The following is a 20978-nucleotide window of genomic DNA, read 5'->3' on the forward strand; positions in this document are numbered from 1 at the left end:
AGATTGGAGCCGAGGGGCGTATTCCGGAACAAGCCTTGTCAGTTCCGGCATGAAGCTACTAACGAATCCGCCGGGGGAGCAGGGCCTGGAGGCAGAGGGCGAGTAGTGCTGCGGTGGCGGGTTCGGGGACAACAGTTGCAGCCGAGAAAGTGGGTGAATTAAAACCATAGTTAAGTTGCCAATTCACAAGGTCGCCGACTGCGGGATTGCGTTGCCAAGCCAGGAAGTCCCGGCCATCCACGTCACCGTCTAGATCGAAGTCACCGGGTTCAGGTAGAACCGCGACTCGGTTGGAGACGAAAATACCCGAAGTTCCATCAGTGAACTGTGCACTGAAGGCGAGCTGGCCGACGTCGTTGAAGCCCGACGGGCGGCCGTCCTCGTTGCCGGTGTTCGTGGCCACACTGAAGGAGGAGATCGTCCGCAGGTCGTTGACCAGCGGGTCGTCGTTGACGTCGATTACGTTGCCTTCACGTACGATTTCAACAAGCTGGCCGTTGCGGTCTGTTGCGTAGAGGCCGAAGTCGTTGGTCGAGTTCACGCCCGGACCAGCGAGAATGTTTTCGAACGCGGTCTGCCCTGCGGCATTTAACATAGGGGAAAGGAAAAATCTGAGAACGACACCGGGATTGGCGCCAGGGGCCTGACTGCCCGCTCGAGCAACTTCGGCTAACGTGCCGGTTCCATCACTGTAGATGGCATAATCGTTCAACGAGTTCAAACCAGTGCCGGTCAGACGGCTGCCGAATGCGGTCTGTCCCGCAGCATTTATCACAGGAGCAGAAAAGCCGACGAAAACGACGCCTTGGCCGCCGCTGGGTGCTTGGTTCCCTGCGCGGGCTACCTCTTCCAGTGAGCCTCTCCATCCGCTGTAAATGCCGCTGTTGTTCGTCGAGTCCACACCCGGACCTGTGAGGAAACCTCTGAACGCAGTCTGCCCCGCAGAATTAAGCACGGGGGAGGTGGAGTCAGGGAAACTGAACACAACTCCGGGGGCGGCTCCGGGTGCTTGGTTACCCTCGCGAGTGACTTCTGCCAGAGTACCGCCAACTTGGCTATAAATTCCGGAATTGTTCGCTCCATTTACTCCTGTGCCACTCAGTTCCCCGAAGAAAGCGATTCGCCCAGTGGAGTTTAGCACAGGGTCGGAGAAGCCTCTGAACACCACTCCAGCACCTGCGTCGGGGGCTTGATTGCCAGCACGGGCAACCTCGGCCAGTGTGCCTCCTCGCTGACTATAGATTCCCTCGTCGTTAGTTGAAATCACCCCTTCTCCGTTGAGCTCGGCTCGGAACGCGGTCTGCCCAGGAGAATTTAGTACAATCGAGGGAACACTGAAGTAGAAAAAGAACTTGACACCAGGATTGGCGCCAGGAACCTGACTGCCCCCTCGGGCAACTTCGACTAAAGTGCCGGTTCCATCGCTGTAAATGGCATACTCATTCGTAAAGTTCACGCCCGGACCAGCGAGAAAGTTGCGGAATGAGGTGTGACCTGCGGCATCTAACAAAGGGGGATAGAAGGGTCCGAATACTACACCGGGGTTAGCGCCGGGGGCCTGATTGCCCTCACGGGCAACTTCACGCAGCGTGCCGCCCTCCTCAAGGTAGATGCCGGAGTCATTCGTCGAGTCCACACCAGAGCCAATGAGACCGCCGACAAACGCGGTCTGTCCGGCGGCGTTTAGCGCCGGAGGCGCAACGGAGCCGCCGAACCGGACTCCAGGCTCGGCACCTGGTACCTGGTGGCCGGTGAGGGCAACGGTTCGCAGGTCTCCGTCGGCTTGGGCGGTGAGGGCCAGACAAAACGAAATGGCCAAGGTCGTCGCAGTCAACAACGCGCGGCGGAAGTTTGAAACGAAGAGCATGTAATATGTTCTTTTAATGTTCCAGTATGATAGAGGGGAAATTAGGGAAACGTATGGTTGCTATTGTAACCGATGCGGTTCAGCCTCGTGCCTGGAGTTTGGTAGTTTTTCGACATTTTTTTCGTGCCTTCAAAGAAAGTCGAGAGCTTAGGGTCAAGAGCCAGAATGATTGTCTCTTGACTCTAGTCTCTCGAATCTTGACTCGTATCATAACAAATCAGGAGGCACATATTCTATTAGGATCTGGAGGGCTGATGAATAGTCTGCGCGCAGGTTGAGCGCGGGGTGGGGAATTGTTTTTGTCATTTTGTGCGAAAACTTTGTTTCAAAACAAAACTATTCGTTTCACCCCTTGTTTTATAGAGTTTGTTCAATAGTTTTGAAAACAAAATCTCCTCTTACGACGACTGAACTCCCAGTTTCAACTTGCTGTGCGAACGGAATACTATATTCCGCATACCCCATTATCTCAAATCGGGTGGCACAATTTCTACGAGAAAATCTGGGCCAGGTCAGGAATTGTTTCTCGCAGAGGCGCGGAGACGCGGAGCAAGAAGGTGATTAGAGTAGGTGGATGGTAGGCCCGTATCCGCAGATGCGGATAAGCATGACGTAGGGTGGGCATCGCCCACCAACATGAATAGAGCAAAAATGAAGTTTGGTGGGCAGTGCCCACCCTACTTGCTGTGCCGTCGGGGAATAAGTGCGGAAAGGCAGAGGGCGAGGAGCGCTGCTGTAGTGGGCTCGGGGATGGCGACGCGGTTGGAGACGAAGATGCCTTCTGTGCCATCAGTGAAGGTAGCTCTGAAGGCGAGCTGTCCGTGGTCGTTGAAGCTTGACGCGCGCCCATCTTCGTTTCCGGTCTTGTTAAGGACGCTTAGCAGGGAGATCGTTCTCAGATCGTCAATCAGTGGGTCGTCGTTGACATCGATGAGATCTCCTTCGCGCACAATCTCGATGAGCAAGCCGTCGCGCGTTGTGGCGTAGATGCCAAGGTCATTAGCAAAGCTCACACCCGAGCCGGAAAGGTACGCACTGAAAGCGGTCTGTCCCGCACCGTTTAGTACAAGGGAGCCTAAATCAAAATGACTGAACGTCACTCCGGGATTGGCACCGGGAACTTGGTTGTCCTCGCGGGCCACTTCGGCGAGCGTGCCACTCCCTTCGCTATAAATGGCCTCGTTGAAAAAGACTCCCGGACCTCTGATGCGACCCTGGAACGCAGTCTGTCCTGTAGAGTTGATTACAGGGTCAGAAAAAAAGCTGGAGAACACGACACCGGGACTCGCGCCAGGTGCCGGATTGCCTGCACGGGCCACTTCTGTCAAAGGGCCTCTGCCCTCACTGTAAATGCCAGTGTTGCTTAATCCGTTCACGCCCGGGCCAGTGAGGACGCCGAAGAAAGCAGTTTGCCCCGCGGCATTGAGCACGGGCACGCTGCTGATCCCGAGGTTGCTGTTGAAGCCGCTGAACACGACGCCGGGGTCGGCACCGGGGGCTTGATTGCCCTCTCTTATAACCTCGGTCAGCGGAACGCCCTCATTTTTATAGATGGCGGAGTCGGTATTTGAATTCACGCCCGGGCCGGCAAGTACGCCAATGAACACAGTTTGGCCCGTGGCGTTCAGCAAGGGGAGTTCGAAGCTGCTGAAGAAGATGCCGGGATCGGCTCCGTGGGCTTGATCGCCGGCGCGTGCCACCTCGGCCAGGGAGCCGTTTCCACCGCTGTAGATACCGATGCCATTTGTCGAGTTCACTCCCATGCCAGTGAGAGTTCCGCTGAATGCAGTGTGCCCCGAGGTGTTAAGCACGGAGAGGTTGAGAAAGCTGAGGCCGCTAAAGACAGAACCAGGGTCGGCACCCGGGGCTTGGTTGCCTGCACGGGCCACTTCGAAAAGTGAGTGACCTCCCTCGATGTAAATCCCGATCCCATTCGTCGAGCTTACACCAGGACCCGCTAGAAAGCTACCAAACGCGGTTTGCCCCGCAGCACTTAAGACGGGGGATCGCAGGCCGCTGAACACAACACCAGAGTCCGCGCCAGGAGCTTGGTCGCCCTTGCGAGCGACTTCGGCTAGAGTGCCTTTCCCCTCACTGTAGATGCCATCGTCGTTCGTCGAGTTCACGCCTGGGCCGGTGAGTTGCCCAAAGAATGCAGTCTGACCCATAGCGTCGATCATGGGAGGAACGCCTGCACCTATGCCGAAGCTTGGGAAGCTGCTAAACACGACCCCGGGGTCAGCGCCGGGGGCTTGGTCGCCGGTGAGGACGACGGTTCGCAGGTCGCCGTCGGCTTGGGCGATCGGGGTCAGACATAGCGAACAAGCCATGGTGACCGTTATAGAATATGTTCTGCTTGAAAGTGAACTGAAGAGCATGCCAAATCTCCTCTTTGATGTTTCCGCATGGTGGAGCGGGCAAATCAGTGCGAACGCATGGTAGCTATTGTAACCGATGCGGTTTAGCCTCGTACCTGGCGTTGGGTAGTTTTTCGGCATTTTTTTCGTGCCTTCAAAGAAAGTCGAGAGCTTAGGGTCAAGAGTCTAGAGCCGAAGCAGTGGGTATGAGATTTTTTTGAATTTTTGGGTCATTTTGAGATCAACTCATCGACTATCTTCTTGTTGATACCAATTCATTCTTCCGAAGGAGAGTCCCGTGGCGAGTGAAACCCAGCCCGATTGGGCCTGTTTGGTCGATAAACACGCTGAACGGGTATTCAGGATTGCCTATAGAATTCTCGGTTCCGTTCAAGATGCCGAGGATGTTTCGCAAAATGTCTTCAGTGAGGCGGTCAAACTGCATGCGGCGGGGCCCATCCAAAGTTGGCTTGGACTGTTTGTGCGTCTTGCTTCATTGAGGGCTTTGGACATGCGGCGAAGTCGCCGGAGTGTGCTGCAACTGATCGAAAGCGATCGGGCCACCCAGAGCGGGCCTGCCGAGGAGGCCATTGGTGCTGAGCTCGCCGTCTGGCTCCGCGAAGCAACTAGTCGCTTGCCGGATCAACAGGCAGCCGTGTTTTCATTGACTTACTATGAACATCTCGATCGAGGCACTATTGCCGAGGTCTTAGAGATTGAACCCGAGGCTGTTTCGACATGCCTCTACAAGGCACGCAAACGGCTAAGATCTGAACTGCAAGTCTTAGATGGAGGAACAGAATAATGTCTGAAAATATCCCTGCAAATGATTCAGCTCTCGACTTGGATCCAGAACTGCAAGCGGCCGTGTCAGCGGTTCTTTCCGAGCCGATTGACCTCGCTGCGATCGAGCGGATCAAAGCAAAAGCGAAACAGCTTTCGCCTCGTTCTGAAAGACGACGAACTGCATCGGAATCGAGTTCTTCGCGGCGTACCTGGGTTTCAATGGCGTTGGCCGCCAGCTTGTTATTGGCGATCGGTATTGCCGTGCTCTCGCCCTCGACGAACTCTGCGTTTGGCCAGGTCATGAAACAGCTTCGCGAAGCTGGTGCGTTTCGCTATGTTTATCTGCTTTACATGGACGATTCGGAGCAACCCATCGAGAGCACCGTGATGGTGGCTGAGAACGGGCGGCAGCGTCACGAATTGTTGCAAACGGTTTCGATCTCAGATGCCTTTGGAGTTCCGCGTTTGACACTGCTAACGGATACACAAACGGCAATTGTTCCTACTCCTGTGGAGCGTAAGAATCCTCCGACCAATGAAACTATTCTGGATTGGTTTGAAAAGTTACGTAACCATTCAGGCAAGCCGGAGCGGCGTTTGGATCGTAAGGAACTCGACGGTCGTACTGTTGATGGCTTTGTAGCCAAGGTTCAGCATCAGGAATATGTCTTGTGGATCGACGTGGCAACGAACGAACTGGTTCAAATCGAGTTCGGACCCTTGGTTAAGGGGACAAAGATCCGGCAGATCGTAATGAAAGACTTCCAATTCAACCAGGAGTTTGAACAATCACTTTTCAGTCTGGAGGTTCCTCCTGGGTATCGCATCCAGAAACTGAAAAGCATCACAGAAGCCACGGGTGGCGAACAAAGTATCATCTCTGCTTTGAAAGGTTATCTCAAACTCTCAGAAGGTAAATTTCCTGATAGCATCACTGATTGGGGGGAATGGGCAGTCTTGTTTTCACGGGATGGAGAGTTGTCGGACGAGGACACCCAAGTGATGGGACATTTAGGCGCTATCACACCATTCCTGGTAACCAAGTCGTCCACCGACTACGAATATCTTGGCAAGGGAAAAACGACCGATGGCCAGCCCTCGATCGTATTCTGGTGGCGCAATGAGGAAGGGATCATTCGAGCAATCAATTCCGATCTCACGGTGACTGAGGTTGAGGAAGGAGATCTTCCTCAGAGTAACGAGACCCCGTAAATGACTATGCTCGATTACTTGGATCGTGATCTCAGTAGTGGAAGGAACCGTCTCGCACCCAAAGCGGTTTGATCTGAATTCAGCGTACGGATTCAAACGCTTGCTGCAGATCAGCTTGGAGATCGTCAAGAGCCTCCAGGCCAACCGAGAGGCGGATCAGGCCGTCGGTGATCCCGTGTTTGGCTCGGTCAGCAGCATCATAGCTGGCGTGGGACATGGAAGCGGGTTGTTCGATGAGCGATTCTACGGCGCCCAGGCTGACGGCCAGTTGGAAGAGCTTGGTTGCTTGGACGAACTCTTTGGTTTGCTCGAAGTTGCCTTTGAGTTCAAAGGTGAGCATTCCGCCGAAGCCACTGTCCATTTGTTTTTTAGCAATCTCGTGGCCGGGATGCTCGGGTAATCCGGGGTAGAGCACACGATTGACCTGCGGATGGGAATCGAGCCACTCGGCCAGGGCGAGGGCGGTGCGGCTCTGCTCGCGGACTCGCAACTCCAAAGTCTTCAAACCGCGCGAACACAAGAAGCATTCGAGTGGTCCCATAATGGCCCCGGTGGCGTTCTGCACAAAGTATAATTCGTCGCGAAGGGCTTGGTCGCGCATCACCAGCGCGCCACCCATGAGATCGCTGTGTCCGCCGAGGTATTTGGTTGCCGAGTGCATCACGATATCGGCCCCCAATTCCAGTGGTCGCGAAAGCACGGGTGTGGCAAACGTGCTGTCGACGCCCAATAGTGCTCCGTGCTCATGGGCGATCTCGGCACAGGCGGCAATATCGGTGATCGACATTCGCGGGTTGCCGGGGGTCTCGATCCAGACGAGTTTCGTCTTCTCAGTAAAGGCCTGCTGGAGATTCTCCGGATTGGTGGTGTCGACCAAAGTGATGGTGATGCCCGCTCGATTGGCTACTTTGTGAAACAGGCGATAGCTGCCACCGTAGATATCGCTGCCGGCGACAATATGATCCCCCGAGCGGAGCATGGCTGTGACACAGTGGGTAGCGGCCATGCCACTGGCAAAGGCGAGTGCGCCGCTGCCAGCTTCGAGTGAGGCAAGCGTAGCTTCCAATGCTTTACGGGTAGGATTTCCACTCCGCGAGTAGTCGAACTCGCCCCATTCGCCCGCGCCAGGTTGCACAAACGTGGAAGCGACATGGATTGGCGGCACCACAGCCCCTGTCGTAGGACAGCGTTCATTGCCAACATGGATAGCCCGAGTTCGGAATTGCATGTGAGTTGAGGGTTGAGTGTTTAGTGTTGAGGGTCAGGAAGAAATTAGCCGCGGACAAGCGCGGATTAATCGGATAGACGCGGATTTGTAAAATAAGAGTCCGCGAAAATCCGCAAAATCCGCGTTCATCTGTGGCCTATTTCCTTTACTCAACTTTCAACACTGCACCCTCAACTCCTCAGCGCTTGCTCTAGGTCTGCGATCAGATCTTCGCTGTTCTCGATGCCGCAGGAGAGCCGGATCATATTGTCGGGGATGCCATATTCGCGGCGTTCTTCGGGGGTGCATTGGTAGTAGCTCATCACTAAGGGTTGTTCGATGAGCGATTCGACGCCACCCAGGCTTGGTGCAATTCGCGGAATCTTTACCGCGTCGACGATGTTGGCCGTCTCACGCCAGTCAGCATCCTTTACAAAGAAAGTAATCAGTCCACCGAAACCGCGCATCGTTTCTTGAGCGATTTCATGATACGGATGCGAGGCCAAACCAGGATACAATACCCGCTCGATGCGAGGATGATTCTCCAAAAACTCGGCAACACGCTGACCATTCTCATTGTGCCGCTGCATACGGAGCTCAAAGGTCTTTAAGCCTCGTGAAAGGAGGTATACGTTTTGGGGACCATTGACGGCTCCCATGATCCCGCGGAGCTTGCGTACGGGTTCCAGCTTGTCCTTCTTGCCCATGATAGCACCAGCCAGCAGATCGTTGTGCCCACCCAGATACTTCGTCGCGGAGTGGAGCACGTAGTCGATCCCGGCTGAGATTGGACGCAAGTTGTAAGGCGTTGCCAAGGTGGCATCGATGAGTGTTTCGACTCCGTATTCCTTTCCAATCTGCGCAAACCGTTCCAAGTCGACGCAGCTCATGTGCGGATTGGTTGGTGACTCGCTTACCAAGAGCTTTGTGTGTGGATTGATGGCTGCTTCCATCGCTTCATAATCGCAGGCACGAACCTGCCGCGTCACCACACCAAACCGCGAGAGATGTTTAGTACAAAACTCACGGCTGCGATGGTAACATTCGTCGAAGAAGATGACTTCATCGCAGGCGCTGAGCTTCGTCATCAAGAGGCCCACAAAGGCTGCCATGCCACTCGAATAGAGTATGGCATCTTCGGCCCCTTCGAGTGCGGCCAATTTGCGTTCGACGACCCTTTCTCCCGGGTTGCCGTAGCGGCCATATTCCTCACGAGCCTGGTTCTGCTCGATGTAGTTGATCACCGCCTGCGTATCGGTGAATGTGTAAGTCGAGGCACAAAAAATCGGATCGGTGATCGAGTCCCCCGGCTTTTGCCGCGCTTCGCCGGCGTGGACAGAGAGCGTGGAGAAATCTTCCCCAAAGCCCTCTGCGGGTTCGCGAGGCGTGTGGTCCGATGTTCCTGCATTCTTCGGAGGATTTGACATTTCAACGTGACTCATGGTTCTTCTTGCTAGGCTTGGGGTAGGTGGTGTCCTTGGCGGCCACTGCCGTAATCGGTTGCCAATAAAAAAAGCCGCACATACTCTCGGTAAATGCGGCTTGATACAAGCAAGCTTCGTTAGGTTGTTGCTGCTTGCATTAAGTCTCAATAACTGAGAATACGCGCCAGCAGGCTAATGTCACTGGCTCTTTAGCAGTTTCGGCTGCAAGCGGCCACAAATCCCGAGTTGCCTTAAGTTTACGTCTAGACGCACCTGATTGCAACCTGAATTGCTAGCGGAGGCCAAAACCTGCGGTTCATTGCACTCATGGAGGCAGTTCTTTGAGGGCATTTAGTATCCAAGAAGTGATTTATGAGATTGCCCAATCACTGCTGTCACCCCTTCGCTGATCTTGACCGTCGGCCTGCTGCTTGGGACGATTCCCGCCCCGTAATCCGTTCCCGCTTCTGCACCTCACTCAACTGGTAATCGTTATGCGTGCGCAAATTGCTCGTCGGCAGAGGGTCTCTCTCTTTATGTTATTGATTGTCGGTGTTTCCTCTCTTGGATGCCGGTCGCCCTACTACGCCGACCGAGGTGCCGGTTTGGGTGCTTTAGCCGGCGCAGGTGCGGGCGCGATCATTGGCGACGCAACTGGCGGCAACGCCGGAACCGGTGCCCTGATTGGTGCCGGACTTGGCGCAGTAACAGGAGGCGTCGTGGGTTCTGAGATGGACGCCATGCAGGCGCAGAACCGTGCAGAGATTGCCGCACAGATGGGACGCCAAATTCCGGTCGGTGCCGCCTCGATCGAAGAGGTCGTCGCGATGACCAACTCGGGAGTCGATCCGTCGCTGATTCAGAACTATGTCCGTACTTCAGGAATGTCTCGTCCGGTCACGGCGGCCGACGTGATTTATCTCCACAACCAGGGTGTCGCCACGAACGTAATTCAAATCATGCAAACCCCCCCGGCGCCGGTGGCACTGGCCCAAGGACCCCCAGTAGTCGTAGAGGAACATTACTATGGTGGCCCCGCCTGGGGTCCGCCACCATGCTGGGGCCCCGGTTACGGCTACTACCGCGGTCCACGCTGTGGGGCGAGGACGAGCTTTGGGGTGACGGTGGTAAAGTAGAGAAGATCTTGCTATTTCAAGAGTTGGGTTACAGGTTAGAGAGAAGTTTATCGTACTCGGCATGAGTGCCAATGAAAAACCAAATGACTTTGTCTGCGGACTCTCTCACGCACACCGCACGATAGGATTCGGTCACTCGAATTGACCAAAGCGATTGACTTGTTTGCAATCGTTTAAATTGCAATCCTGGGTGTGAAGAGTCTGTTTGAAAACGACGATAAGCAGCCCGTGCCCGCTCCTGAACTGACTTGGGCAGCTTGTCAAAATCCCGACGAAATCCGGGTGTGAGCTTTGATATCACAGCTTGTCCGGGTCTAGAGTCTCACACTCGCCTCGATGTTCGGCTTCCAATACATCTGCTACTAGAGCTGAAATCTTGTCGGCGTGCTCGGCAGTAGACTGTTGCCAACGCTCATCCTCTTCCATTTCGAAGATTAACATTTGGGCGAGCAATTCCTGCCTATCTTCAGGAATCTTCTTTAGCCGTTCGATTGCTTGTTCCAGGGATTTCGTCATACTCTGATTATACCACGCTCAGGGAAGTGGACCAAGAAGAACCCACGGCATTCGCTGAGGGCTAGGTTGCTGATTTAGCGCTGCCCCTTCCCAATTCGTGACTTTCCCACCAAACTGCTCAATATGCGAGCAGAAGTCATCTCCATCGGCGACGAAATCACCACTGGCCAGCGGCTTGATACCAATAGCCAATGGCTTAGCCAGCAACTGACGCAACTTGGCTGTGAAGTCGCTTTTCACACTACCGTCGGTGACGAACTCGAAGACAACATCGCCGTCTTGTGTGTGGCCATCGAGCGGGCAGATGTGATTGTCATGACAGGTGGACTTGGCCCGACTGCTGATGATCTGACGCGGGAGGCGATCGCCGCAGCCACAGGAACGACGCTCGTGCGAGATGCCCAGTCACTGGCACATATTCAGAATCTCTACGCAAGCCGCGGACGTGAAATGCCCGAGCGGAATCAGGTGCAGGCCGACTTCCCCGCAGGATCACGACCGATTCCCAATTTCCATGGAACGGCCCCAGGTATTGAAATGTTGGTCGAACGCACGGGTCGAGAACCATGCGGCTTGTTCGCCTTGCCTGGGGTGCCGGTTGAAATGCATGAGATGTGGGCCAATACCGTTGCGGAAAGAATCGGCCAACTTCAACAAGTGCAAACTGTAATTCGCCACCGCCGAATCAAATGTTTTGGCCTCGGCGAGAGCCAACTCGAAGCGATGCTTCCCGATCTGATTCGGCGGGGTCGTGAACCGAAGGTGGGTATTACCGTGAGTGACGCGACAATCACGCTCCGCATCACGGCGACCGCCGACAAGGAAGAAACGTGTCTTGCGACGATGGAACCAACGATCACAGTGATTCGTGAATCGCTCCGTGAAGTAGTTTTTGGTGAAGAAGACGATGAACTGGAGCATGTTGTCTTGCGACTACTCAAACAGCGAGGCAAGACTCTTGCCGTCGCAGAATGGGCCACCGCAGGTCGAATCGCCGAGTGGCTTCAGGCGGTCGATGGCCATAGCAATGTATTTGTCGGCGGAATGACTATCAACGATCGTGCCGATCTCGATTCTATGTCAACCTCGGCTGAATTGAACGCCGAGATCGAGGATCACGAACCGGCCGTCGCCGCCGTAATGGCAGAATTGGTAAGACATCGGTTGCGTGCGGACTATGGGTTGTCGGTTGCGGCCTATCCGCCCGATCCCTATCGGGCGGATTCACACGTTTGCATGGCACTGGCTACAGAAGAGCGCACACACAAATGGCGATTCGGCTGCGCCAGTCATCCTGCAATCTTGCAGGCTCGCACTGCTAAACAGGCCTTGAACGCATTGCGACTTGAATTGCTGAAGCTTGGTAGGGATGACGCTACTTAGCCCGCTGCGTATATTTGAGGCATGAATCAGATTCGCCTTGCCTCTGCTGCGCTCAACCAAACCCCGCTTGCATGGGACGTTAATCGTTCAAATATTGTTGCCGCTTTAGAGGCAGCACGAGTGGCAGACGTCTCCTTGCTCTGTTTGCCCGAGTTGTGCATCAGTGGCTATGGTTGCGAAGATGCTTTTTTCGCACAGGGCGTTCAGCAAACGTCGCTCGATATGCTCGCCGAGATATTGCCCGCTACGAAGGGGCTCGCCGTTGCGCTGGGTTTGCCGCTCGTGGTTGAGGAGCAAATCTTCAACGCCTGTGCATTTGTCTGCGATGGGCGACTGATCGGGTTCGTCGCCAAGCAGTGCCTTGCCGGAGACGGCATCCACTACGAACCACGCTGGTTCAAGCCATGGCCCGTCGGAAAAGTGAGCGAGGTTGATTGCCTTGGCAATGAGTATCCTGTTGGCGATCTGATGTTTGAATGCGGAGGCATCAAGATTGGCATGGAAATCTGCCGCGATGCGTGGGTTGCTCAGCGGACCGGCAAACGACTTGCAGTGCGGGGGGCAGACATCATCCTCAATCCCAGTGGGAGCCATTTTGCCTTCGCGAAACAAGAAATTCGCCGTGACATTGTACTCCGCGGTAGTCGCGAGTTTCATGTCAGCTACGCATACACCAATCTGTTAGGGAACGAAGCAGGCAATGTGGTTTACGATGGTGGCACACTAATTGCTACACGCGGTGAACTGGTTGCCGTAGGGCCGAGATTTTCTTTCGAGGACTATGCCCTGGCACATGCCGACATTGATGTGGACGCCACACGAGCCGATCGAGCCGCCGCAAAATTGCCCATCATTGAGCTTGATGGCACGACACTCGACTGCGACTTTCACCTTTCCCCCCCTGAAAAGGAAATTGAACCAACTCAACCGAGTCCTTGGGACGCTTCACCTCCTCCCAAAGAAGAGGAATTTGCTCGCGCGGTCGCGCTGGGTTTGTTTGATTACCTGCGAAAGAGCAGGGCAGGGGGGCTCGTGATTTCGCTTAGTGGTGGTGCCGACTCTGCCACGGTCGCGACGATGGCTTGGTTGATGGTGAAGTTTGGAGTAGCAGAGTTGGGTTGCCAGAGTTTCGCCAGGAAATTGTCGCAGATGTCACGGCTCTCTGAAGCGAGCCGTGCCGACGATTTGGTGGGGGAGCTACTCACATGCGCCTATCAGGCGACCCGCAATAGTGGCGATGTCACACGTCATGCAGCCCGTTATGTCGCTAAGTCTATAGGTGCTAAATATTTTGAGTGGAATGTCGACACCATGGTGGATGCCTATGTCGAAACGGTTTCACAAGTCGTCGGCCGACCACTAACTTGGGAACAAGACGACACGGCTCTGCAGAATATTCAGGCCCGCGCTCGTGCTCCCGGAGCCTGGCTACTCGCTAACCTCAGCGGCTCTTTGCTGCTGACCACGAGCAATCGCAGCGAGGCCGCCGTCGGCTATGCCACGATGGATGGCGACACCGCCGGAGGACTTGCCCCCATCGCCGGTATCGACAAGGCCTATTTACTTGAATGGCTCAAGTGGATGGAGTCCACTGGCCCCGAAGGGGTCGGCCCGTTGGGAGCACTCTCAGTGATCAATGCCCAGCAGCCGACGGCTGAGTTGCGTCCAGCCTCGGAGGGACAAACTGATGAAGGGGACCTGATGCCCTATCGGGTACTCGACGCAGTCGAGAGGGCCGCGATTCGAGATAAGCTCATGCCAGTTGAAGTATTTCAATCGGTGCGAGAACTATTCCCTGAGTACACGCCCGAGCAACTTGGCACCTGGGTCGAACGTTTTTTCCAGCTCTGGTGTCGCAATCAATGGAAACGCGAACGTTATGCCCCGTCGTTCCATCTTGACGACGAAAACCTCGACCCCAAGAGTTGGTGCCGCTTTCCGATTCTCTCCGGTGGCTTCGAACGCGAACTCGCCGAACTACGCGAATATATTTCGAATTGTTAGCCGCGATGCGAAGCGCCAGCGCAGCAGAGCGAGTCTTTCAACGCGCCACCAACCGCCAGCAGCGATGAATCCGCTTGTTGCGAAAGTCTTCTGGCACGGTTTGCTTGCTAATCTCACGAATCGCAACACCCTTTAGTGCTGCTTCGTCGAGCTTGAATCTTCGTGAATTGGTGGAGAAATAGATCACACCTTCCGGTGCCATGTGCTCTATCAGCTTGTTGAGTAGCGGAACGTGCCCCAGTTGCACATCCCAGTCGTGCTCCAATCGCTTGCTGTTGGAGAATGTGGGCGGATCGACGACTGCTAGATCAAATTTCTCGTCCGGTTTCAAATCAGATAGAAACTCTTCCGCATCGGCTCGGATGAATCGATGCTGCGGACCTGCCAGGCCGTTGAGTTGCAAGTTCTCGACGGCCCAGTCGAGATAGTTTGCCGATAGATCGACTGAAGTCGTCGAGGCAGCGCCACCAACCGCGGCATACACGGTGAAGGCTCCCGTGTAGCAGAACAGATTGAGAAACCGTTTTCCTGCTGCCGTCTTACGAACCATCTCGCGAGTGATACGGTGATCGAGAAACAGGCCCGTGTCGAGATAATCCGACAGGTTCACCTTGAACTTGAGGCCTCCCTCGGTGACCGTCAGGATTTCCTGACGATCACTCACTCGCTCATACTGGGAGGTCCCCCGTTGCCGGGCGCGGTGTTTCAGGAAGACTGCCTCGCGCGGCACATCGAGTGCTTCAGCAGCAGTGCGGCACATCAAGTCAAGCCAGTCGGCATGTTCAGCGGCAGTACGTTCATGCGGGCGCTCGATTTCCGCAAGATGCAGTGCATCTTCATAGCGATCAACGACCAGCGGAACTTCAGGAATGTCACGCTCATAGAGTCGATAACAGGTGATCCCGCGCTTGGTAGGCCAGCGCCGCAGATGCCGGGCAAGCTTCTTAAGTCGATTGGCAAATTCTTCGGCCTGTCGCCGAGCCTCGTCTCGCAAACCACCGAATGCCGGTGCTTCTGCTGGCTGTGTGTACTGCGAGTCTTTCGGTGGTCGCGGCCCGTAAAACTGATAGTAAGTGCAGGCGATTTTTCCGTTGTACAACTTGCGACGGCGATCTGCTTCCTGGCCAACCAGTTGCTCCAGGTCTTCGCGAGCTGAGAGAATGTAGTGCGACCACGACTTCAATCCTCGCAGCACCTCGGGAAACGTGCGATAGAGTTCCGCGACTTCTCGTTCCTCTCCCATGCGAAGTCCGTACGGTGGGTTCATGATTGTGCAGCCGAACTGCCGCTTGCTGGTGAGATCCGCAAACGCTCGTTGCTGAAAATGGACATCTTCCGCGACCTCAGCTTGCTCGGCATGATAGCGGGCCAGGCTCAGCGTTTCAGAATCGATGTCCGTGCCCATCGGCCGCTCTTCCAAGTTCGGCAAGATCAAGTCGGCGGCTTCCTCCCGGGCTATCCGCCAGGGTTCGCCGGGAAACGTTGGCCATTGCTCGGCAGCAAACACACGATTGCGTCCCGGGGCCATGCGCCGCGCAAGCATGGCTGCCTCAATGATTATTGTCCCGGTGCCACAGAATGGATCGACAAGTGGTCGCTCGGGCTTCCAGAAACTTAATTGAACCAAGGCAGCTGCCAACGTTTCACGGAGTTGCGCTGGCCCGGCCAACTTGCGATAGCCACGCTTGTGCAATCCCTCGCCGGATGTATCGATCGACAAGGTTGCTTCGTCGTCGAGTATCGCTATCTCCACCGGGACCGGTGGGCCGGTCTCGGGAAGCTCGGGGAATTGGTTCAGCAGTCGCTGGACGATTGCTTTCTTCACAGTCCGTTGAACTGCCGGAACACTCGATAGCTGAGACTTGTGCGAACGACCGCGAACCAGGATTGCCGCCTCGACGTGAATCCATTCTTCCCAGGACAACTCAGTGGCAGTGTCGAATAAGGCATCGAAGTCTGGCGAGGAGAACTTTGCCAACTGCAAGAGGATCCGATCCGCCGAGCGCAACCAAAGATTTGAGCGACAGATCGCCGCTTCGTCGCCGTCGAACTCGATTCGCCCCGGCCGTGCAACGCGGCCCTCATAGCCCAGGGTAGCCAGTTCCCGCACGACGACGGCTTCGAGCCCAAAGGCAGCAGTGGCAACAAGTTGGAAAGACATAAAGGGAATTGGGAATGCGGAATTCGGATTGCGAAATGTCAATGATGACAGACTCGTTCCGCATCGCCTAGAGCCGGCACGCGGGTTGCCCTGTGCAGAACTGCTTGTAGCGTGTCACGCCGCCACTCTGACTGACCCGCATTTCTAAGAGAGACCCACACTTCGGGCAGTATTCTACTGCCGAGGGTTCTAGGCCGCGATCCTCAGCATCTTGGCAGGTAACACAACGGCGAGCCGAGGGAAAGATTTCCAGCCGCTCAGGTGGCACGGGTTTGCGGCAGATTTCACAGATCGCCGCTTGTTGCCAGTCGTCAGCATCTGCGGAGCTGCTCACATCGTCCGCCTCGACGATGGCTAAGCCCGCGGCGTGGCATTGATCACAAGTCAGCCGCGCGAGATTGGTGTGAACCAGCTCGTCCACCAGATCATCCGGTGGATGCGGAGCTCGCCGTAGTAGACCTAACTTCCGTAGCCTGCGGGCTAGTTCGTCGTGGCTGCACACGGTTCGCCAGCCACAGTCGGGGCATGCCAATGCTTTGCCATCCATTCAACATTCCCGCGAGATTGTGTGACGACTTATGGCGTCGGCTGCAAGACGGGGGGGGCGATATTGTTAATCACACCGTTCGTGCTAACAGTGCCTACGTTGTTGTCACCCGCGATGGTATCTACAGAGTCCACCAGGTTGAATGTTCCTGCCGTATTGTCTAGCTGGAAGGTTACAGTTCCGCCTTGGGCTGTGTTGTCGCGCAGGTCCAGGTTGACAGTCGCTGCAGCATTGTTGACCTCGATGGCGAATGGATCTCCAGCTGCATTCGTGCTGATAAATCGGTTGTTGTCTCCGATAGGTGGCGTAAGTGGATCCGAGTTGTTTTGCAATATGCCGATCGTGCCACTAAACTCAGTTCCACCTGCGACTAAAATGTCAACCGTGGCATCAGCGCTGTTGCTATTAAACACATTGTTCTGAACCAAGAATCGTACGTCTCCGATAGCCGCATCTAGGGTCGCTTCCAGGGCTTGATCGTTACCTGCCACAATATTGCTATTAGTCATGGTAAAGTCAACGCGATTAGCATTGCCATTGGTGTCGAACAAGATACCTTCCTGGGTAATGCCACTGATATCGACGTTGTTCATCGTCAGATCAAACTGGCCCGAACCCGTAGCCGACACATTCACACCACGGTCGCCGGACTCTACAGTTACAGAACCCAGAGTAACATCGGAAACGGATGCATTGCCGTGAGTGATATTTACAGCGTCGTTGCCGGAAGAGTTGATAGTCACTCCGTTGACTGTCGCACTGCGGGCATTGGCGATTTGAACGCCAACACCAGTGCCTGTGTCGACGGTGTGCGTACCATTGACAATTGTCGAGCCGTTACCACTAATGAGAATGCCTCGACCAGATGTCGTATCGATGTCCAACTCGCTCCCAGGAGCAAAGCTGATGGTATTGGCCGCACTATTGCCAGTGATGGTCAGCGCGTCGTTGGCACCCGTATTGAGTGTCGAATCGCCATTCATGTTAATCGAGCCACCCGTGTTACTATCCAGCGAGATACCCTCACCCGTGTCGTTGATTTCGCTATTAACATTCACGATACCAGCTGTGAGACCATGAACTCGCAAGGAGCGTCCGGCCGTATTCGTGATATCGCCGTTGACGATAGCCGTGGCGTTTCCTTCGATATCGACCGAGGTGCCTGTGCCACCGGTGATATCCGCATCGATTGCCACATTGGTGTTCTGTCCCGTCAGATGCACACCGCTCCCACTGGTTGTATCTAGATCGATACTGCCAGCGTTTGAGAAATTGACTGTGGAGCCATTGTTGTTGTCAATCGTGATCGCGTCGTTGGCACCCGTGTTGAAGGTCAAATCGCCGGTCACATTCACCGTGCCACCCGTGTTGTCGGCGATTCGCATGCCCATGGCATTGTCCGTGGTATCGCTGTTGTAGGTGATGACTCCACCGGTGCGGTTGACTACTTCCAGAGAGCGTCCTGCACCATTGGCCGTCACTTCGGTATCTACTGTGATATCGTTGGTCCCTCCGTCGACGAACACACCTCGTCCCGTGGTCGTGATCGAACCCGGATCGCTCGTATCAGCACCCACAACAACATCGCCTGTTCCTGTCAAATCGACGAGGGAAACGCTATCTTCTGTGCCGGCAGTGACGGTCACTTTATCAACGGAGATCCCTGCCGCATCGACCTCGACGTCGTTCATGCTGAGTGCCGCACCGCTTACGGTACTGATTTCCGTATCTCCCGTAATCGCAACCGTGCCTTTGTTCTGAGCGACATATCCGCTACCTGTGCCAGTCGCAGCCAATGTCATCCCATTGATCGTCGTGGTCGAGCCGTCATTATTATTTATGAAGACTGCATCTCCGGAACCGGAGGTCGAAGCATCGAGATCGTTGAAGATGTTCGTGCCTCCAGTGTTTTGCTCGACATTGACAGCATTGCCATCGACCGCCGAGGCAACCAGATCCGAGGCCGTAATCGTGCCATCCGAATTGTTGTTGATGTCGAGGCCGTTGGCAGTGCCAGAGGTCGTAATCTGCACACCAGCCAAGGAAACGGCATCCGTTGCTTCGTCCTGATTCATGATTTCCATACCGACACCCGCATTGGCCGAGTTGTCGATCGTGACATTATTGACGGCTACGTTGGCCACATTGTCGATACTGATGCCCGTACCATCAGACCGGATCACGCCACCATCGCCGGGGTCCGTGCCGCCACCGATCGTGACCAAGCCGGTGCCTTCGAGATTTGCCAACCTGACACCTTCGTTGGTAGCTCCATCCGTGTTGACCGTATCAAACGTGATTCCACCGGTCCCGACATCCATCCCGTCGATGTCGATCGCTGTTCCTGTGCCAGTGGCTGTTACGGCATTGGTTCCATTGGCACTTGTGACGATTAGCGTTCCATCATTGGCGGCCAGGAAGCCTGTGCCATCCACAGAATTGATGAGCAGATCAGCGAATTGGTAGGTGACGTCTTCGTCGGTACCGTCGATATCGACACCATTGCCTGTGCCAGAGGCATTCACGGTCAGCAAACCGTCAAACCGAATCGTTGACGGCGTCGCTGCGTCGGCATTGTTGTTCATGATCGTGAGCGCATTGACATCGGCATCAGTGGTGAGATTGAGCTCGTTAGAAAAGGCGATGTTGGCATCTGTGTTGTCATGAATGAATACACCTGTTCCGCCAGTGGTGGTAATCATTCCGCCGTAGGCAATTATGCCCCCGGTGCGATTTTCGATCTCTAAAGCGCGGCCCACGGAGGTTGTTATAATCGGATTCAGGTTCATCCCATCTGTGCCACCGTTGATATAGAATGCCGTAACACCGGCATCATCGATCGTGACCGTGTTTTCAACTACAGCAGTCCCCGTGATATCGGTGAATGAGATACCCATACCAGTCGGTGTGTCGATATCGAGATTCGCCAATTGGGGAGCGTTCACTGCATTAGCTACGATGGCATTCGTGCCACCCACGATATTGAAGTTATTGATCTGATTGTCGTTTGCCAGCGTGAAGACGTCGCCCACGCCATTGATAATCGGCGCAGGAGCACTTCCAGCACCTGGAGAGGTTTCTGGCAAGACAAGCGTGCCTACTTCCACACTGTCGACGGTATGGGTGACCATGTCGCCATCTTGATTCACGCCTTCGCCGAGAACTTTGACATTATCAAGTGCCGTGAAATTCCCGCTAAGTACCGAGTTGGAATGCACGTAGACGTACGAGCCTTCCGATTGGGCACCAGGTCCGCCAGGACCAGGGCCTTGGGCTTCGGCGAGAGTGGTATAAGGATTCTCGATTGTACCATCTCCTCCCAGAGCCGCATTGCTATCGACGTGGATGAAGTTGAACAACTCGTCTGTATCAGCGTCGGTCAAAGCATCGCCTGCTCCACGGGTTGAGACCGATGACGTCGTCGCGATAAAGTCGTTGCGCCAGACCGGTTCGCGGAACCGATCTGCCAGAATTCCACAAGGCGCATTGCCACTGTGGGTACGTCCAACGAACCAGGTAATTCCAAACATCACATTCGTGTCGTAGATGTCGTCCTCGGTCACTTGCAAGCTGAGCGCCAGGTCAGGCAGTGCATAACCTCGCACTCCAGCGCGCACGCCAGTAGCATCGGTACCGCCACTGCCAAGATAGTACACGCCCATCAGTGCCCACGCGTCGAGGTTGCCCACTCGCTTGGCCGCCTCTGCATCAACAACCGAATAGGCAGTATCAGTAACGACCGATTCGATTCCAGAATAGAGTTCGTTCCCTTGGAAGATGGGTGCGTCGAAATCAATGAGTTTGGCGTCCCCCGTCTGAGTGCGACTCAGTGGGAAAGTACCGTTCAAACGCAAGTCGTATGCTTCGCCTAAGGACTCAAGCCCGAATCCAAGCGCCGTGAAAAAGTTGTCTGCATCCGTGCTTTGGCCATCTGTCCAGAAACTCATACCCAAGATACGTTCTGGATCGAAGGTGCTGTTGAAATCGACCATCTCACGATAGCCAACACCCAAATTGAAACCACCGCCAAAATCCTCGCTGAGAGTTCCAGCTGCATCGACGAACCAGACCGCGTTGTCCAAAGGGAACACGGGCATTGTGCCCAGCCTGACGACTCCCGTCTCGGTACCATAGCCTTGAGTATGGTAGTCAAAGCGCAGGGGAGTCCCCAAGGAACGGTTGAGGTAGCTTCCGGAACTGGTGTAGCTGACCGGAGTCACGGCCCCAGCTCCTGCGGAGGCTCCATCAGCCGGCATGACCTGCGCAGAGAGACTGCCGCTGGAACTGCATATTGAGAGCAGTATGACGACGTGTGCAAACCAGTTACTCAGCAAGAGGCGAGTTGTAATCCTCATGCAATGCTTCTCCTGTCAGGCTC

14 protein-coding genes are annotated in these 20978 nt (G+C 55.0%); 5 read left to right on the forward strand and 9 right to left on the reverse strand.

Annotated elements, in window-relative coordinates; translation table 11 throughout:
* Positions 1-58: 58 nt before the first annotated feature.
* Both Pr1d_RS08870 and Pr1d_RS08875 read right to left on the reverse strand, forming a co-directional pair.
* Positions 59-1867 carry a DUF7453 family protein gene (locus Pr1d_RS08870; protein ID WP_148073196.1) on the reverse strand — a complete coding sequence of 603 codons (1809 nt, stop codon included), beginning with the start codon at positions 1865-1867 and terminating at the stop codon, positions 59-61.
* Positions 1868-2544: 677 nt separating this feature from the next.
* Positions 2545-4245, reverse strand: a complete 1701-nt coding sequence (locus Pr1d_RS08875; protein ID WP_148073197.1) for a DUF7453 family protein — start codon at positions 4243-4245, stop codon at positions 2545-2547.
* 277 nt (positions 4246-4522) lie between these two features.
* Between Pr1d_RS08875 and Pr1d_RS08880 the strand changes: the two genes are divergently transcribed.
* Together Pr1d_RS08880 and Pr1d_RS08885 are read left to right on the forward strand one after the other, a co-directional pair.
* Positions 4523-5029 carry an RNA polymerase sigma factor gene (locus tag Pr1d_RS08880; RefSeq protein ID WP_168205134.1) on the forward strand — a complete coding sequence of 169 codons (507 nt, stop codon included), beginning with the start codon at positions 4523-4525 and terminating at the stop codon, positions 5027-5029.
* Positions 5029-6222 carry a hypothetical protein gene (locus Pr1d_RS08885; protein ID WP_148073199.1) on the forward strand — a complete coding sequence of 398 codons (1194 nt, stop codon included), beginning with the start codon at positions 5029-5031 and terminating at the stop codon, positions 6220-6222. Before Pr1d_RS08880 ends, Pr1d_RS08885 begins: the two co-directional genes overlap by 1 nt.
* A gap of 79 nt (positions 6223-6301) precedes the next feature.
* Here the strand turns inward: Pr1d_RS08885 and Pr1d_RS08890 are convergent, their stop codons facing one another.
* Entirely contained in the window at positions 6302-7450 is a 1149-nt protein-coding gene (locus tag Pr1d_RS08890; RefSeq protein WP_148073200.1) for a trans-sulfuration enzyme family protein, read from the reverse strand.
* A gap of 170 nt (positions 7451-7620) precedes the next feature.
* Positions 7621-8871, reverse strand: a complete 1251-nt coding sequence (locus tag Pr1d_RS08895) for a trans-sulfuration enzyme family protein (protein WP_148073201.1) — start codon at positions 8869-8871, stop codon at positions 7621-7623.
* Between the two features lie 518 nt (positions 8872-9389).
* Between Pr1d_RS08895 and Pr1d_RS08900 the strand changes: the two genes are divergently transcribed.
* Positions 9390-9989, forward strand: coding sequence for a glycine zipper domain-containing protein (locus Pr1d_RS08900; RefSeq protein ID WP_210417932.1), 600 nt, complete (start codon positions 9390-9392; stop codon positions 9987-9989).
* Positions 9990-10017: 28 nt separating this feature from the next.
* On the opposite strand, the gene Pr1d_RS26840 is transcribed toward Pr1d_RS08900, so the two are convergent.
* Positions 10018-10290 carry a ParE family toxin-like protein gene (locus tag Pr1d_RS26840; RefSeq protein WP_148073203.1) on the reverse strand — a complete coding sequence of 91 codons (273 nt, stop codon included), beginning with the start codon at positions 10288-10290 and terminating at the stop codon, positions 10018-10020.
* On the reverse strand, positions 10287-10505 hold the full coding sequence (locus Pr1d_RS08910; protein ID WP_148073204.1) for a hypothetical protein: 219 nt from the start codon (positions 10503-10505) through the stop codon (positions 10287-10289). Before Pr1d_RS08910 ends, Pr1d_RS26840 begins: the two co-directional genes overlap by 4 nt.
* A 123-nt stretch (positions 10506-10628) precedes the next feature.
* Between Pr1d_RS08910 and Pr1d_RS08915 the strand changes: the two genes are divergently transcribed.
* Complete coding sequence (locus Pr1d_RS08915; RefSeq protein ID WP_148073205.1) at positions 10629-11888, forward strand: CinA family nicotinamide mononucleotide deamidase-related protein; 1260 nt, start codon at positions 10629-10631, stop codon at positions 11886-11888.
* 21 nt (positions 11889-11909) lie between these two features.
* On the forward strand, positions 11910-13892 hold the full coding sequence (nadE, locus tag Pr1d_RS08920) for an NAD(+) synthase (protein WP_148073206.1): 1983 nt from the start codon (positions 11910-11912) through the stop codon (positions 13890-13892).
* A 37-nt stretch (positions 13893-13929) separates the two neighbouring features.
* On the opposite strand, the gene rlmKL is transcribed toward nadE, so the two are convergent.
* The 3 genes from rlmKL to Pr1d_RS08935 form a co-directional block, all read right to left on the reverse strand.
* On the reverse strand, positions 13930-16053 hold the full coding sequence (gene rlmKL / locus Pr1d_RS08925) for a bifunctional 23S rRNA (guanine(2069)-N(7))-methyltransferase RlmK/23S rRNA (guanine(2445)-N(2))-methyltransferase RlmL (RefSeq protein ID WP_148073207.1): 2124 nt from the start codon (positions 16051-16053) through the stop codon (positions 13930-13932).
* A gap of 67 nt (positions 16054-16120) precedes the next feature.
* Positions 16121-16600: a TraR/DksA C4-type zinc finger protein gene (locus tag Pr1d_RS08930; RefSeq protein WP_148073208.1), complete on the reverse strand. Its 480-nt coding sequence runs from the start codon at positions 16598-16600 to the stop codon at positions 16121-16123.
* Positions 16601-16629: 29 nt separating this feature from the next.
* The gene (locus tag Pr1d_RS08935) at positions 16630-20955 is read right to left on the reverse strand and encodes a beta strand repeat-containing protein (protein ID WP_148073209.1); all 4326 of its coding nucleotides are present in this window, start codon (positions 20953-20955) and stop codon (positions 16630-16632) included.
* Positions 20956-20978: the final 23 nt, after the last annotated feature.

The organism is Bythopirellula goksoeyrii, assembly GCF_008065115.1.
GTDB lineage: Bacteria > Planctomycetota > Planctomycetia > Pirellulales > Lacipirellulaceae > Bythopirellula > Bythopirellula goksoeyrii.

Excerpts from the sequence above, each read along its gene's own strand:
- Pr1d_RS08870 (WP_148073196.1), bottom strand. The coding sequence starts at position 1,867 with ATGCTCTTCGTTTCAAACTTCCGCCGCGCGTTGTTGACTGCGACGACC.
- Pr1d_RS08875 (WP_148073197.1), bottom strand. The coding sequence starts at position 4,245 with ATGCTCTTCAGTTCACTTTCAAGCAGAACATATTCTATAACGGTCACC.
- Pr1d_RS08885 (WP_148073199.1), top strand. The coding sequence starts at position 5,029 with ATGTCTGAAAATATCCCTGCAAATGATTCAGCTCTCGACTTGGATCCA.
- Pr1d_RS08890 (WP_148073200.1), bottom strand. The coding sequence starts at position 7,450 with ATGCAATTCCGAACTCGGGCTATCCATGTTGGCAATGAACGCTGTCCT.
- Pr1d_RS08895 (WP_148073201.1), bottom strand. The coding sequence starts at position 8,871 with ATGAGTCACGTTGAAATGTCAAATCCTCCGAAGAATGCAGGAACATCG.
- Pr1d_RS08900 (WP_210417932.1), top strand. The coding sequence starts at position 9,390 with ATGTTATTGATTGTCGGTGTTTCCTCTCTTGGATGCCGGTCGCCCTAC.
- Pr1d_RS08910 (WP_148073204.1), bottom strand. The coding sequence starts at position 10,505 with ATGACGAAATCCCTGGAACAAGCAATCGAACGGCTAAAGAAGATTCCT.
- Pr1d_RS08915 (WP_148073205.1), top strand. The coding sequence starts at position 10,629 with ATGCGAGCAGAAGTCATCTCCATCGGCGACGAAATCACCACTGGCCAG.
- nadE (WP_148073206.1), top strand. The coding sequence starts at position 11,910 with ATGAATCAGATTCGCCTTGCCTCTGCTGCGCTCAACCAAACCCCGCTT.
- rlmKL (WP_148073207.1), bottom strand. The coding sequence starts at position 16,053 with ATGTCTTTCCAACTTGTTGCCACTGCTGCCTTTGGGCTCGAAGCCGTC.
- Pr1d_RS08930 (WP_148073208.1), bottom strand. The coding sequence starts at position 16,600 with ATGGATGGCAAAGCATTGGCATGCCCCGACTGTGGCTGGCGAACCGTG.
- Pr1d_RS08935 (WP_148073209.1), bottom strand. The coding sequence starts at position 20,955 with ATGAGGATTACAACTCGCCTCTTGCTGAGTAACTGGTTTGCACACGTC.